This is a genomic window from Litchfieldia stipae (assembly GCF_014837155.1).
GTDB lineage: Bacteria > Bacillota > Bacilli > Bacillales > Bacillaceae_L > Litchfieldia.
The window spans coordinates 236,800-252,341 of record NZ_JACYHA010000001.1 but is presented as its reverse complement, the minus strand read 5'-3'; the positions used below and the strand labels follow the sequence as shown (position 1 = coordinate 252,341).

The following is a 15,542-nucleotide window of genomic DNA, read 5'->3' as shown; positions in this document are numbered from 1 at the left end:
ATGCTTTATCTTCGTTTTAGACAAAAAAGAAGAATTTTATAACATGAAAGGGATTGCATTTATATGGACAATTCATTGTATAAGCTGTTCGTGCATACAATGTAATCAGCTTGCTAGCCGTTTCAATTTAGACGGTAGAAAGGGTGACATAAAAATGTGTGGAATAACCGGATGGATTGATTTTCGTTCTGATTTAAGAAATGAACGTACAACAGTCTCTAAAATGACTGAAACTTTAGCGAAACGCGGGCCAGATGATACGAATATATGGTTAACAACACATGCTGCCTTTGGTCATAAACGCCTTGTCGTTGTAGATCCAGATGGTGGGAAACAGCCTATGATTCGATCAAAAGGTGAAAAAACATATACCATTTGTTATAACGGTGAACTTTATAATACTGAAGATATCAGGAAGGAACTTCAAAATAGAGGATATACCTTTAAAGGTCATTCCGATACGGAAGTTCTTTTAACCGCGTATATCGAATGGGAAGAGCAATGTGTGGATTACTTAAATGGGATTTTCGCATTTGCTGTTTGGGATGAGGAAAAGCAAAAGTTATTTATTGGAAGAGATCGTTTAGGAGTAAAGCCTTTATTTTTCAAAGAAGAAAATGGACATCTGATTTTTGGATCAGAGCTAAAAGCAATTCTTGCACATCCTTATGTAAAAACAGAGATTGGTCATGACGGCTTAGCAGAAGTGTTTGGATTAGGGCCTTCTCGTTCACCAGGGCATGGTGTGTTTAAGGGAGTAAAGGAACTAAGACCTGCGCATGCCTTAACGTTTGACAATAGTGGGTTAAAAGTTTGGAGATATTGGAATGTAAAAAGTGAAAAGCATACAGATTCATTAGATGAAACAACGGAAAAAGTGAGAACATTATTTACTGATGCAGTGACAAGACAGCTAGTATCAGATGTTCCGGTATGTACATTTCTTTCTGGAGGAGTAGATTCCAGTGCTATTACAGCTGTAGCTTCTATGGCTTTTGAGAAAGAAGGAAAGGGACCACTTCATACGTACTCAATTGACTATGAGGACAATGCGAAATATTTCAAAGCAAATGAATTTCAGCCGAACTCAGATGGACCATGGATTAAAAAGATGTCAGAGACATTTGGTACAACACACCATAATTCTATTATCACCCAACAACAATTAGTTGATGAATTACATGAAGCAGTATTAGTGCGTGATTTACCAGGTATGGCTGATGTTGATTCTTCCTTACTATGGTTCTGTAAAGAAATCAAAAAGGATTTTGTCGTAGGCTTATCGGGTGAATGTGCGGATGAAATCTTTGGAGGATATCCGTGGTTTCACCGTCCAGAGGATTTAGCGTCTGCTGCCTTCCCATGGATGAGATCTACAGATGAACGAATCGATTTATTACAGCCTTCATGGCGCAAGAAATTAAATCTTAATGAATATGTATTAAATAAATTTCAAGAAACAGTTAATGAAACTCCTGCATTAGACGGAGAAAGTGATCAAGATGCTAAACGTAGACAATTATTCTATTTAAATATGATTTGGTTTATGACGACACTATTAGATCGTAAGGATCGAATGAGTATGGGAGCAAGCTTAGAGGTAAGGGTACCATTTGCTGATCATCGATTAGTTGAGTATGTGTGGAATATCCCTTGGGAAATGAAAATGCACGGTAATAGAGAGAAGGGGATTCTAAGACGTGCTTTAGAGGGAATCTTGCCTGATGAGGTATTATACCGAAAAAAGAGTCCGTATCCTAAGACACATAATCCACACTATACAGCAGCGGTGAAAAAATGGCTAAATGAAATTCTAGAAAATAAGAATTCTGCATTATATGAATTCTTTGATGCTAAAAAGCTAAGAGCGATTGTTGATACAAATGGAGAAGCCTTTAAAGTACCTTGGTTTGGTCAGCTAATGACTGGCCCGCAATTACTTGCGTATCTTGCACAGGTTCATGTGTGGTTTGAGGAGTATAATATCAATATTGTAGAGTAATAGAATGAATTGAAGGACTGTCCATCGGGCAGTTCTTTTTTTGCTAGATAAAAAAAGCCCCTGTAACTGGAGACAGGGGGAGTACAAACCTTTTAACTGGAGTCCAAGGTCGTACAAATAGTATAGTGAAAACTCTTAGGGGAATTGAAGAGTTCTATACACTGCTTAAAAAAACAATCACGCCTTTTATAGCAAGTAGTAAGATGTTATTTCATGTAACATCTTAGGTTATGTAAATTATCATATTCTAAAAAGTCTAAAAAATCAATAGGATCTTAGATGAATTTCTAAAAAAATAATCTTTTTTCGCGTGAAAACGCTTATGTGCCGGAATGTGATGTAAAAAAATCTAACATAAAAAACTAACCCTAAAAGAGTTAGTTTTTAAATAAAAAGAATTAAACTGTTGGAGCAACTTTTTGCTTTGGTTGACTATGGATAAACGACTTCTTCTCCCAAGCTTTTGTTTTCCAACGCCATAGCATCATAATACCCCGTAGCCATTCATCTGCAATAAAACCTAACCAAATTCCTACTAAACCATATCCGAGGTAGATTCCAAAAAAGTATGCGACTGGTATCGCAACTCCCCACATAGAGAAAATCGCCATATATACAGGGAACTTCACGTCACCTGTAGCTCTTAACGAACTGATAATGATCAGGTTGAATGCACGACCAGGTTCAAGAATAATGGCTAGAAGAAGAAGCGTTGCACCTACAGATATAATACTTTCGTTACTTGTGAAGATTGAAAATAATGAATCTGAAGACAGCCAAAAAATGACTGCAAAGATTAAACTAATAACAAGTGCTTTGTTTAAGCTCTTTAAACAGGTGACATAAGCTTTATTTAGCTCTTTTGCTCCGACCAATTGACCGATAAGAATTTGTGTTCCTTGAGCAATACTTATGCTAAATAAAGAAATCAACATCATTAAATTATGTGCGTACACCTTTGTAGTTAAAGCTTCTGTTCCTATCATTGTTATGAAAATGGTGATAACCATCTGTGAACCGTTATAGGATAGATTCTCTCCAGCTGAAGGAACTCCAATTCTTAATAGGTTTTTTAAATGTGTAGTGGGAAGCTTGAATAAATGTTTAAACGGTAATTCTTTATCAATTCTCTTAAATAAAAGATAAGTAATTGCAAGTAAACCAAGTGTTTTACTAATAACAGTTGAAATTGCGACACCCAGTACCCCTAAAACAGGGATATCAAATGGACCGAAGATAAATAAATAGTTACCAATCACATTTAGGATGTTCATTCCAATTGTTACATACATTGTGTCTTTCGTGAATCCATAGCTTCTGATAATAGCTCCAATGGTCATAATTAAAGCTTGTAGAAAAGCAGTTCCACCAACAATTTTCAAATAAGTATTTGCTTCACCCATTAGCTCGTTCGGTAAATCCATTAAATTTAATATTTGAACACTAAAGATGATAACGATCACACTTAAGAACAAGCTAAATACAAAATTTGCAGCAATGGAAATAACCGATATTTCTCCAGCTTGCTTAAACTGCTTTGCACCAAAATATTGGGCAACAAGAACGGATGTACCAGCTGCAATAAAACCAAACATTACAATTACAATATAGAATATTTGATTGGCAACACCGACAGCTGCAACAGAGTTATCAGAGTATTGACTTAACATTAACGTATCAGCATTACCCATAAGCATATGAAGAAGTAATTCTATAAATATTGGCCATGTTAGCGCAAATAGAGTCAATTTCTTAGTGCTAGTTGTTTCTTTCATTATGTCACTCCCTTTGACGATTCCGATATGAAAAACAATTCCTAGTTTATAGTGAATCCGTTATAATAAAAAGAGATGAAATCGACTGATTTTGGAAAATAACGACTTAAAGGGTGATCTGCATGACAGTCCTACATTTCAATATCCCACCATTTCCAACATTTATCAAAGGGGGAGAGGCTATACTCCCAGTTGGAAAGAAACATTTCAAACGAACCTTTTCAGTTTTTGATTTGATTTATGTGTCTGAAGGAAAAATATTTTTAGCTGAAGATGGAAAAAAATTCGAAATTGGAAAAGGTCAATACATCATATTAGTACCTGGGCTTGAGCATTTAGGCTATAAGGGCTGTGAAACACATACAAAGTATTATTGGATTCACTTTAGAGCCGAAGGGGAATACAAAATAAAAAAACGTAAGGATATTAACTGGGGTAATATTTTATTAGATGAAGGAGACTTTGAAACTCCAAGTAAATATGTGTTTCAGATTCCGAGGATTGGAAGCGTAAATCAATCTAAATATGTTGAGAGTATCTTTGAAAATATGGTAAGTGTAGGTGTTACGAATACACCTGAGACAGCATTAAGACAGCAAATCCATTTTGAGGAATTATTTATACAGCTACAAAAAGACGTGATGACAGTTCCGAATGCAACCGAGAATGTCACGGAAAAAGCATTGAGTTATATTCAGCAGCATTATAAAGAGGATATCAAAATGGAGGATATTGCGAATGAACTTCACTTTCATTCGGACTATATAACGCGATGTATGCAAAAAACGATTGGTATGAGTCCGATTCATTATTTAAATAAATATCGTATAGGTCAAGCAAAGAGGCTTCTAACGAAAACAAATGATAAAGTAATGACCATTTCCAAAAGTGTTGGAATTCAAGATCATACCTATTTTTCAAAATTGTTTAAAAAAATGGAGGGAGTTAGTCCATCTGATTACAGACAATTTTCTCAACGTGAAAGCTAATGTCTGTTTCGTTTGACGAACACTTATTCATTTGGTTAATGTTAGGTGAATGTAATTTTAGGAGGATAAGAAATGAAGAGCTTCAAAAAGGTGCTAGTTTTACTTCCATTGCTATTTTTGTCTGCATTGTATGTAGAGGCAGAAGTAGGGGAAACAAGTAATGAACTGATTTATTCAATTATGATTGATCGCTTTAATAATAGTGATCCAGCAAATGATTATCAAGTGGATACAGCTAATCCAAACACTTATCATGGTGGAGATTTGGATGGGGTGGAAAAAAAGCTGGATTACATAAAAGATATGGGCTTTACTACGATTTTATTATCGTCTGCATTTCAGAATGGACAAGGATATGAACATAATCAATCACTAGATTATTTCGAGATTGAGAGGCATTTTGGAACAAAAGAGGATTTGAAGAGACTCGTAGATGAAGCTCATAAAAAAGAGCTGAAGATCATGATTGAATTCCCCGGAACGGATGTACACAGCCCGGAGGAGTTATTGGATGCTGCTTTGATGTGGATAAATGAAACAGGAATTGATGGGTATCAATTGACAAAGATGAACGAGCTTCCCTTTGAATTTTGGCAAGAATTCTATCAAGAAATATCTACTGTGAATGAGGAGTTTATTTTCTTAGCAGAGCCAGATAAGGCAGATGTTGCACAGTACGAATCAATTGGATTTACTTATCTAGCAAATCCAGGGCATAATGAAAAAGCTGCAACGATTTTGAGTGCACCTGACCAAGCTTTAGATGATTTAATCAATACAAATGATAGTCAGATAGCAAAATATGTAGACAATAAAGACTCAATTCGTTTCACAAGACATTCATTGCAGAATAAGGAGCATCCAGTGACACGGTTAAAATTAGCTCTCTCCTATTTATATCTTACACCGGGAGTACCAGTTATTTATTATGGTACAGAAATTGTGCAAGATGGCGGGGAGCCACCAACAAATAGCCCACTTATGAATTTCAGAACTGATGATGAGCTTGAGAAGTACATGACAATGTTAAGTAAAATTAGAAGCGGGCTTCCCTCAATTACAAAGGGTGTTCATGAAGTCCTACATCAAACGGAAGACGGAATGGTTGTGATCAAAGCCAGTTATGATGAAAATATTGATCTTATCGTCATAAATAATTCGACGAAAACACAAAAAGTGACCATCGATGCTGCTGAACTAGCTGAAGACAAACAAGTAAGAGGTTTAATTGAAGATACTGTTTTTGTAGAACAAAATGGAGAATACACGATAATATTAGACCGAGAAAAAGCAGAAGTGTTTCATCTGGAAGAACCTCAAGGGGTAAATATACCATTTGTTTTGGCTCTAATTCTTATTCCGGGATTGATGATAGGCTTTTTTATGATTAATCGTAGGAAGCATAGAGACTCATAAGTAAGAGAGTGGAAGATGGAGATTTATGTGACCGATTTAGGGGATTTGAAAGAGTAAAGTGATAGTTTACATAATGTAATGACGATGTCCTTTAGGTGGTCCTAAAGGACATCTTTATGTTGAAATAGGAGGAAATTGTTCTATTGCTGGGGGGATAGGACAAAATTGGTGGAAGGGGCGGTGATTCTGTTTTGTTGGCGGGTTCTGTGGTACAAAACAAGATGAGAGGGTGATAGTTCTGTCCAGTTGCCGGGTTCTATGGGACAAAACAAGAGGAACAAATGAGGGTTCTGTCCAGTTGGCTGACGCCAGAGGACAAAACAAGATGAGAGAGTGAGGTTCTGTCCAGTTGGTTGATACCACAGGACAAAACATGAAAAGCAAGCGGGTGTTATGTCCTATTGGTAGGCGCCACAGGACAAAACAAGTAGAATAAGCAAGTGTTCTGTCCAATTAGCGGGCACCATTGGACAAAACAAGAGGACCAATAGAGGGTTCTGTCCAGTTGGTTGGCACCACAGGACAAAACAAGTAGAATAAACGAGGGTTCTGTCCTATTGCCAGGCGCCATTGGACAAAACAAGAGGAACAAATGAGGGTTCTGTCCTATTGGCAGGTACCACAGGACAAAAAAGGTAGAACAAGCGGGTGTTCTGTCCAATTGGCTGGCGCCACAGGACAAAACAAGAGGCACAAACGAGGCTTCTGTCCAATTGGCTGGCACCGCAGGACAAAAAAGGTAGAACAAGCGGGTGTTCTGTCCAATTGGCAGGCGCCACAGGACAGAACAAGTAAAACAAGCGTGGCTTCTGTCCAATTGGCAGGCACCACAGGACAGAACAAGTAAACCAAACGAGGTTTCTGTCCGTTTGGCAGGCACCACAGGACAGAACAAGTAAAACAAACGAGGATTCTGTCCAATTAGCGGGCGCCACAGGACAGAACAAGTAAACCAAACGAGGCTTCTGTCCAATTGGCAGGCACCACAGGACAGAACAAGCGAACCAAACGAGGATTCTGTCCAATTAGCGGGCGCCACAGGACAAAACAAGAGGACCAAACGAGGCTTCTGTCCAATTAGCGGGCGCCACAGGACAGAACAAGAAAAACAAACGAGGCTTCTGTCCAATTGGCAGGCACCACAGGACAGAACAAGCGAACCAAACGAGGCTTCTGTCCAATTAGCGGGCGCCACAGGACAGAACAAGCGAACCAAACGAGGCTTCTGTCCTATTGGTAAGCACCAAAAGACTATATAAGCGAAAAAAGCGAGGATCATATATGAGAAGGCTTACTCATAACTAGCATATCTACCATTTCCGATTCGTTTTAGGTGTTTAGTAAGAATGCGTTGTATTCTCTTTTTAGATTGAATGATCTTGCACCATTTATGGATTACGCTAGTTGTAATTTTTTGGTTAGGGAATAGAAGTTTAAATTCGGATACAGACCTTAAGACGGCTAACTCTACTGCTTCATTGGTTTCACAATCATTACAAACTATCTGTCTATCAAATACTGAAATTGAAAATGAATAACAATTATTGCAGGTTAAACCAAGTTTTAAGTGATTAAATTCATAGGTTGGTAACTGAGAATATGGCGCTTCAGTTATGTGTGAGGAGATTAGTTTTTTAGCTAGCTGCTTGTGTTGTATGTTGAGACGTGAAGGCTGCATCTCCAATTTATTAAGAAAGCGTTTTAATTGTGTTGGAAAAATAAAGGGAAGATTATCATTTGCTTGATATAGTGTGAAGCCGGGGTTGATAAAAATAACATAAGATTTGATAGTTAAATTAGAACCATATTCCTGGAGTAATTGACGGAGTAAGGCTGTGCTTCGTTTTAATTGGTCTTGTGGGTTTCTATATTCTTTTCCGGAAAGCGTAGTAATTGCCTCTGAGTCAAAAAGAAAATCTCCTTCATAATTTTTTACTTCAAAGAGGTAAATGCTTTCTTGTTGAATAATTAGTGAATCAATTTGAAAACGAGTCTTGTTTGATTCAAGTTGTAAATCATTTAATATAAAAGAGTTGCTTTGTAACTTTTTTATCATGTGGTCAAATTGAATTTCACCGTTAAATCCTTTTTCGAGGTTAAAGAAGTGCTTATGATTGTCTACTGAAAATGGCATGCGTTTATTTAAAAATCTGAGAATAATTAGTTCATTTGACTCTGTTCTTGATTTGTAAATCATGTCTCACATCCTTTCTGATATTGAAATTTTAAGTTTTTTATCTCAAAAATACAAGTGTAGTTGGAAGAAAATAGTGAACATTTTGTTAAAAATTGTTAATAAATCGCAAAAAACGCTAAAATTTAGCGTTTTTTGTTGAAAATGATGATTCTAACCATTGACGATATCGCCACCATTTACATGGATCATTTGTCCTGTGATATAGGATGCGTCATCACTCGCTAGAAACACATAGCTAGGAGCTAATTCTTCAGGTTGTCCTGCGCGTTTCATTGGAGTTGTTGTTCCAAATTTCGCTACTTGGTCACTTGGAAAGGTTGATGGGATAAGTGGTGTCCAAATTGGACCAGGAGCCACTCCATTCACTCGAATTCCTTTCCCAACTAGCTGTTGAGAGAGTGAACGCGTAAATGTTACTATCGCGCCTTTTGTAGCAGAATAATCGATTAACTGTTCATTTCCTTTATAAGCCGTAATCGAAGCTGTATTTATAATGGCACTACCTTGCTTCAGATGTGGAAGGGCTGCCTTAGTTAAATAAAACATTGAAAAGATATTTGTTTTGAACGTTCTTTCTAATTGTTCAGATGTAATATCTGCAATGCTCTTTTGTGGATGTTGTTCAGCTGCATTGTTCACTAAAATATCTAGTTTTCCAAATGTGTCGATTGTCTGCTTTACAATCTCATTACAGAAATCCTCATTACCAATGTCTCCTGAGATCAAGAGACATTTGCGGCCTTCCTGTTCGACTTGCTTCTTTGTCTCTAGAGCATCTTTGTCCTCGTTTAAATAAACGATAACTATGTCTGCTCCTTCTTTTGCATAGTAAATCGAAACGGCTTTCCCAATTCCACTATCCCCACCAGTTATGATAGCTACTTTATTTTTTAATTTCCCACTTCCCTTATAGTTTGCATCCTCAGAGACTGGGATTGGATTCATTTGTGATTCTATACCAGGTTGTTGATCTTGATGCTGTGCTGGCTGTCCTTTTGCTTGCTTACTCATAAAAAACCTCCTAATATGTAAAAGATGGAAAGATTAGATACATACTTTTATTAATCTTTATTTATGGGAGGAGGATTATACATGGAAATCAGAATCCGTAAGGGAAAAATTGATGACGCGGTTCAATTGATAAAACATCTACAGATTGTATTAGGCGAATCCAATTTTATGTTAACAGCACCTGAGGAATACCATGCAAGCATAGAAAAACAAGAAAAATGGTTGAAGGAATTTGAAAAGGATGGACATTTGTTATTAGTTGCCGAGGTTGGAAACTCGATAATAGGTATGCTTGATTTTGAACGATGTAACAAAAAAAGAATCTCTCATGTTGGTTATTTGAGCATTAGTATACAAGAGGAATACTGTAATCAGGGGATAGGGCATAAATTGATGGTTGAGTTACTTGAATATGCAAAGGAACATCCGGACATTGAGAAAGTGTGTCTTGAAGTGTTCTCTCATAATGAAAGAGCAATTCATTTTTATAAAAAGCTTGGCTTTAAAGAAGAGGGGAGAAAAGTGAGGTTTGTGAGGTTTGAGGATGGAACTTATGTGGATGAAATCGAAATGTATACATTTGTTTAATAAACAAAGACTTGAGTCAAAAAGCGATAGACTCAAGTCTTATTTCTATAATACGTTAAAATACCTTGCTTCTGGATGTGCAAAAACCATGGCAGTTACACTAGCTTCTGGTTCCATCATAAACCCATCAGTTAACTGAATGCCAATTTGTTCTGGATGAATAAGTCTAAATAGTTTTTCTTGGTCCTCGAGCTCTGGACAAGCAGGATAACCGAAAGAGAAACGTTGACCTTGATACTTAGCGGCAAATCGTTCTTGCATGGTGAAATCAGGGTGATCAGAAAATCCCCAACGGTCACGCATTAGTTGGTGCATACGTTCTGCAAGCCCTTCGGCCGTTTCAAGAGCAAGTGCTTGAATTGCATGGCTTTTCAGGAAGTCACCTTCTGCCTTGTAGCCTTGAGCAAGTTCACGAATACCATTGCCCGCAGTAACAGCGAAAAATCCTACGTAATCCATTTCACCACTTTCAACAGGTTTTAAGTAGTCAGATAAACAAAGAAATGCTCCCTTTTGCTGGCGTGGAAAGGTAAAAGTAGTAAGGAGCTTTTTTTGGTCCTTTGGGTCATAGATAAGGACATTATTTCCATCGCTTTGAGCAGGGAAGAATTGATAAAGAGCAGCAGGTTTTAGTAAAGAATCCTTTTTTGCTTTTAATATCAATTCATCAATCATTTCTTTTAGCTTTGTCGCTTTTTGATCACCAGCGGCCAGAAGCTGGTTTACTTTTCCTTTTAAACCAAGATGATGTCCTAATAGCATCTGCATATTTATATAGGGCTCGATTTGGGCTAAGCTAAACTGTTTTAGTACATGTAATTTAGTATCTTCAGGAACAAAAACAGGGACATTTGTTGAGACGTTTGATCGATTAATAACAGCAGTGGTCGAATTCGTTGCGTTATGATTCTCCTTAACTAAGGATTGCTGTCTTTCTCTTTTTTGTTCAAGCTCTTCTAATAATTCTTGAAGTTGATCTTTGTTCTGTAAACGATTTGCTAATGATAAGCCGTCCATTGCGTCTTTGGCATAGAGCACAGGACCTGTGTATTCAGATGCGATTTTGTTATCGGTAAATTTACGAGAAAGTGCAGCACCACCTACTAGTATTGGAACTGAGATTCCTGCTTGCTTTAAATCCTGTGCAGTAATGACCATTTGCTGAGCTGATTTAACTAATAATCCTGATAATCCTACAATGTCAGGTTTTTCCACTTGAATCGTTGAGATTAATTGTTGCGGTGTTACTTTTATTCCAAGGTCAATGACTTTAAACCCATTGTTGCTCAAAATAATATCTACTAGATTTTTTCCGATATCATGAACATCACCTTTAACCGTTGCTAAAATGACTTTTCCTTTTCCACTGTCATCTTGTTTCTCCATGAATTGTTCAAGATATGCAACAGAGGTTTTCATTACTTCAGCACTTTGGAGTACTTCGGCAACAATTAATTCGTTATTGTTAAAGAGCTTACCAACTGTCGCCATTCCTTCCATTAATGGTCCATTAATAATATCAAGGGGAGAATCGTACTGTTGAAGAGCTATTTCAAGATCTGGAATTAGACCTTCCTTTGTTCCTTCAACGATATAAAAGGCTAATCTCTCCTCAAGGCTTAAGTTAGTTGTCGTTGTTTTCGCTTCTTTCTTTTTGCCGCGATAAAACTCTGTGAAGTCTTCAAGTGTTTTATCAGTTGTATGAAATAAAAGGTCTTCAGCTCGTTTTATTTCTTCCTTTGGAATGGATGCAAATCTTTCAAGCTTTTCAGTATTTACAATCGCATAGTCAAGACCAGCTTGTGTACAATGGTACAAATAAACTGCGTTTAGGATCTCACGTCCAACAGGTGGGAGACCAAATGAAACATTACTTACTCCTAGAATAGTTAAGCATTCAGGGAGATGCTCCTTTATTAATTTAATCCCTTTAACAGTTTCTGTAGCCGAGCCAATGTATTGTTCATCACCTGTCCCAACAGGGAATACGAGAGGGTCAAAAATAAGGTCTTTAGGGTTTAATCCGAATTTATTGACTAATAAATCATAGGACCTTTGGGCAATTTCAAGTTTTCTTTCTGCCGTAACAGCCATTCCAATTTCATCAATGGTCCCAACAACTACAGCACCTCCGTATTTTTTGAGAAGGGGTACAATGAGTTCGAAGCGTTCTTCACCATCTTCAAGATTAATAGAGTTAATAATTGCTTTTCCTTGTGAATAGGATAAAGCACGTTCAATTACTTTCTCATCTGTAGAGTCGATTACAAGAGGTACCTTCACCTTTTTTGTGACATATTGAATGAAGTTTTCCATATCTTCAATTTCATCGCGATCAGGGTCTGCTAGACAGATATCTATGACATGGGCTCCATTTTTCACTTGGGCACGAGCTATTTCAGAAGCTTCTTCGTATTTTTCTTCAGCAATTAATCGTTTGAATTTCCGTGAACCGATTACATTGGTACGTTCTCCAACAAATAAAGGTCTCATGCTATCATCATAAATTAATGGTTCAATCCCAGAAAGGGCATGAGAGTGGGAGGTAGAAGGAATTTCTCTTGGGGTTACCCCTTTAACAATCTCTGCCATCGCACGTGTATGTGCAGGAGTTGTTCCGCAACAACCACCAATTAAATTCAACCAGCCTTTGTCTACAAAACCTTTTAACTTTTGGGCTAATGATTCTGGTGATTCATGGTATTGTCCTTCTTCATCTGGTAATCCAGCATTTGGATAACAGCTAACAGCCGTATTTGCTAGGTCCGATAAGGATCGTATATGATCAGTCATAAATTCTGGACCAGTTGCACAGTTGAGACCGACTGCAAGAGGCTTCATATGCTCTAGTGATAAATAGAAGGCCTCGATATTTTGACCAGCTAACGTTGTTCCCATTGGTTCAATAGTACCGGAAACAACTAGAGGGAGAGTTAAACCAGTATTATTAAATGCTTTTTTTATTCCAATAAATCCAGCTTTTACATTGAGCATATCTTGACTTGTTTCAAGTAGAAGTAGATCTACTCCACCTAAAATTAGCCCTCTGGCTTGTTCTTCATAGTTATTAATTAATTCTTCAAAGGTGGTGCCACCTGTGACTGATAACGTTTTTGTTGTTGGACCCATTGATCCAGCAACAAATCTAGGCCAATCTGCTGTAGAGAACTTTTGAGCTGCTGCTTTTGCTAGTTTAGCAGACTCGATATTGATTTCAAGAGCTAGCTGTCCAAGTTCATATTCATCAAGAACAAGACTTGTTGCTCCGAAAGTATTGGTTTCAATAATATCTGCACCAGCTTCTAAATACTCTTCATGAATTCTAAGTATAGTTTCAGGTGAGGTCAAGGTTAAGTATTCGTTACAGCCTTCATACGCTTCTCCACCAAAATCTTCTGGTGAGAGGTTTGCATTTTGAATCATGGTTCCCATGGCACCATCAATGACGAGAATTTTTTTTGATAATTGTTGTTCAACTAATGTTTTTTTCATTAATGAACCTTCCTTTCAAATGCTGCAAGTTCTTTGCTTTTGATGTAATTTGTTAATTCCACAGTCATTTCATAACGGAGGAAAGGCGTAATTAAATAAATTCCATTAAAAAGGTCATAAGCGACGTCAATTAAGGATTTTGCGATGGCTATTCCTTCTTCTTGTGCTTTCTTTGGATCATGGTCGGCATCTGCCATCCTATCCCTAATTCCCTGTGAAAGTGAAATGCCAGGGATTTCATGATGGATAAAGTTTGCATTTCGGGCACTTGTTAATGGCATAATGCCGATATAGATCGGTGTGGATAAATGTTTTGTATGTTCATAAACATCGATAATCTGTTTTTCATTATAAAGTGGTTGAGTGATAAAGTAATCTGCACCACATTTTATCTTCTTCTCGAGTCTTATAACCGCTTTATCTAGGTACCTAACATTTGGGTTAAATGCAGCAGCAATTGAGAAGTTTGTTTTTTGTCCCAAGGATTTACCGGAATAAGAGATTCCTTCGTTAAATTGCTTAATTAAGCTTATTAAATCAAAAGATGATAAATCATATACAGAAGTTGCACCAGGAAAGTCACCGATTTTTGATGGATCCCCGGTGACAGCTAACACTTCGTTTAATCCAAGTGTATGTAGCCCCATTAAATGAGACTGTAGGCCAATTAAGTTACGATCACGACAGGTAATATGAATGAGTGGATTAATATTATATTGTTGCTTTAAGATTGTCCCACAGGCTATATTACTTATTCTTGGACTAGCTAATGAATTATCTGCTAATGTCACTGAATCAACACCAGCTTTCTGTAAGGCTATTGCACCTTGAATAAATGTTTGAACACCCAGTTTTTTGGGGGGATCAAGCTCTACAATAATTGAGCGCTGCTTTTTGACTATTTCATGAATAGGTGTTGATTGAGTAAGGCTTCTTCCTTCAGTAGTTACTTCAACTGGTCTATCTTTCACTGATTTATCTGTAATAGGCTGTAATCCCTTTAATGCATGAGCAATAGCTGCTATATGTTTTGGTGATGTTCCACAACAGCCACCTATTAATCTTACACCTTCTGCACGGAACAATAATGCACTTTCCTTGAAATAGTTTTCATGAGTTTCATAGACTAGTCTACCTTCAACATATTCCGGAAGTGAAGCATTCGGATAAACAGAAAGATAAGCTTTTTGTGGAATAGGAACCTGCTCTAATGAACGAATCATATGATATGGACCTAAGCGACAGTTTAAGCCAATTACATCTGCTCCTAGTTTTTCCAATTCTAAAAATGCGTCAGCTAAATGTGTTCCGTCCTGTAGTACACCAATTTCATGAAGGGATACATTTGCGATAATCGGTTTACTGGTTGCGTTCCGAGCATGTTGGAGCACAGTTTTAAGTTCTTCAAAATCGTAGTAAGTTTCTAGTAATATGCCATCGACGCCTTGTTCTAATAAGATAGTAAGTTGGGCGGTAAAGCAATGTTTAATTTCTTCTAGTGTTACAGTGGATTTCTTGAAGCTTCTGATACCACCAATGGTTCCAACAATATACGCTTGTTCACCTGCAGCAGCTTGTGCAATCTGCACGGCTGCTTCATTAATTTGTTTCATTGAATCTTCTAGTCCATAACGAGAGAGCTTCTGGTAATTAGCTCCATATGTGTTAGTTTGAATGACATTTGCTCCGGCTTGAATATATGCTTCATGTATAAATTTGATTTGCTCAGGCTTTGACAAATTTAATTCCTCAAAGCAACGATCAATCCCGTGAGAATATAGCAGTGTTCCCATTGCACCATCGCCAATTAATATATGATCTTTCAGTTCCTCAAGTAGTCCCATGTTGGTCCCCCCAGAATTTGTGAGATTGATGAATATAAAAAAAGCCTTCTATAAGAAGAAGACTTTATGTTATAAAGTTCGCTTCTTCTTATCTATCGAATTGATTGTTCAATTCGCTGGATTTAGCACCTGGTCAATAGGGGGGAGATAAGTACACCACTTTTTGCGTGGGTGGTTGTGAATAAATGAAAGGATTTAGTAAATCCTTTCATTTATTCACAACTTGGA

9 protein-coding genes are annotated in these 15,542 nt (G+C 37.3%); 4 read left to right on the top strand and 5 right to left on the bottom strand.

Features of this window, described 5'->3' with window-relative positions:
* Positions 1 to 154 precede the first annotated feature (154 nt).
* Positions 155 to 2,002: an asparagine synthase (glutamine-hydrolyzing) gene (asnB, locus tag F7888_RS01195; RefSeq protein ID WP_191776408.1), complete on the top strand. Its 1,848-nt coding sequence runs from the start codon at positions 155 to 157 to the stop codon at positions 2,000 to 2,002.
* Between the two features lie 398 nt (positions 2,003 to 2,400).
* On the opposite strand, the gene F7888_RS01190 is transcribed toward asnB, so the two are convergent.
* Positions 2,401 to 3,777, bottom strand: a complete 1,377-nt coding sequence (locus F7888_RS01190) for an MATE family efflux transporter (RefSeq protein ID WP_191776405.1) — start codon at positions 3,775 to 3,777, stop codon at positions 2,401 to 2,403.
* Between the two features lie 122 nt (positions 3,778 to 3,899).
* Between F7888_RS01190 and F7888_RS01185 the strand changes: the two genes are divergently transcribed.
* Both F7888_RS01185 and F7888_RS01180 read left to right on the top strand, forming a co-directional pair.
* Positions 3,900 to 4,766: an AraC family transcriptional regulator gene (locus F7888_RS01185; RefSeq protein ID WP_191776403.1), complete on the top strand. Its 867-nt coding sequence runs from the start codon at positions 3,900 to 3,902 to the stop codon at positions 4,764 to 4,766.
* Positions 4,767 to 4,838: 72 nt separating this feature from the next.
* On the top strand, positions 4,839 to 6,182 hold the full coding sequence (locus F7888_RS01180; RefSeq protein WP_191776400.1) for an alpha-amylase family glycosyl hydrolase: 1,344 nt from the start codon (positions 4,839 to 4,841) through the stop codon (positions 6,180 to 6,182).
* Positions 6,183 to 7,473: 1,291 nt separating this feature from the next.
* Here F7888_RS01180 and F7888_RS01175 read toward each other — a convergent pair.
* Both F7888_RS01175 and F7888_RS01170 read right to left on the bottom strand, forming a co-directional pair.
* Positions 7,474 to 8,379 carry a nuclease-related domain-containing protein gene (locus tag F7888_RS01175; protein WP_191776397.1) on the bottom strand — a complete coding sequence of 302 codons (906 nt, stop codon included), beginning with the start codon at positions 8,377 to 8,379 and terminating at the stop codon, positions 7,474 to 7,476.
* A gap of 150 nt (positions 8,380 to 8,529) precedes the next feature.
* Positions 8,530 to 9,390 carry an SDR family oxidoreductase gene (locus F7888_RS01170; protein WP_191776394.1) on the bottom strand — a complete coding sequence of 287 codons (861 nt, stop codon included), beginning with the start codon at positions 9,388 to 9,390 and terminating at the stop codon, positions 8,530 to 8,532.
* Positions 9,391 to 9,471: 81 nt separating this feature from the next.
* Between F7888_RS01170 and F7888_RS01165 the strand changes: the two genes are divergently transcribed.
* Entirely contained in the window at positions 9,472 to 9,978 is a 507-nt protein-coding gene (locus F7888_RS01165; protein ID WP_191776392.1) for a GNAT family N-acetyltransferase, read from the top strand.
* 45 nt (positions 9,979 to 10,023) lie between these two features.
* Here F7888_RS01165 and metH read toward each other — a convergent pair whose 3' ends face one another.
* The gene (gene metH / locus F7888_RS01160; protein ID WP_191776390.1) at positions 10,024 to 13,470 is read right to left on the bottom strand and encodes a methionine synthase; all 3,447 of its coding nucleotides are present in this window, start codon (positions 13,468 to 13,470) and stop codon (positions 10,024 to 10,026) included.
* On the bottom strand, positions 13,470 to 15,314 hold the full coding sequence (locus F7888_RS01155; RefSeq protein WP_191776386.1) for a bifunctional homocysteine S-methyltransferase/methylenetetrahydrofolate reductase: 1,845 nt from the start codon (positions 15,312 to 15,314) through the stop codon (positions 13,470 to 13,472). The genes metH and F7888_RS01155 overlap by 1 nt, the downstream gene beginning before the upstream one ends.
* Positions 15,315 to 15,542: the final 228 nt, after the last annotated feature.

What these genes read in the sequence shown, in the direction of transcription:
- asnB (WP_191776408.1), top strand. Translation starts at nt 155, where the DNA reads ATGTGTGGAATAACCGGATGGATTGATTTTCGTTCTGATTTAAGAAAT.
- F7888_RS01190 (WP_191776405.1), bottom strand. Translation starts at nt 3,777, where the DNA reads ATGAAAGAAACAACTAGCACTAAGAAATTGACTCTATTTGCGCTAACA.
- F7888_RS01185 (WP_191776403.1), top strand. Translation starts at nt 3,900, where the DNA reads ATGACAGTCCTACATTTCAATATCCCACCATTTCCAACATTTATCAAA.
- F7888_RS01180 (WP_191776400.1), top strand. Translation starts at nt 4,839, where the DNA reads ATGAAGAGCTTCAAAAAGGTGCTAGTTTTACTTCCATTGCTATTTTTG.
- F7888_RS01175 (WP_191776397.1), bottom strand. Translation starts at nt 8,379, where the DNA reads ATGATTTACAAATCAAGAACAGAGTCAAATGAACTAATTATTCTCAGA.
- F7888_RS01170 (WP_191776394.1), bottom strand. Translation starts at nt 9,390, where the DNA reads ATGAGTAAGCAAGCAAAAGGACAGCCAGCACAGCATCAAGATCAACAA.
- F7888_RS01165 (WP_191776392.1), top strand. Translation starts at nt 9,472, where the DNA reads ATGGAAATCAGAATCCGTAAGGGAAAAATTGATGACGCGGTTCAATTG.
- metH (WP_191776390.1), bottom strand. Translation starts at nt 13,470, where the DNA reads ATGAAAAAAACATTAGTTGAACAACAATTATCAAAAAAAATTCTCGTC.
- F7888_RS01155 (WP_191776386.1), bottom strand. Translation starts at nt 15,314, where the DNA reads ATGGGACTACTTGAGGAACTGAAAGATCATATATTAATTGGCGATGGT.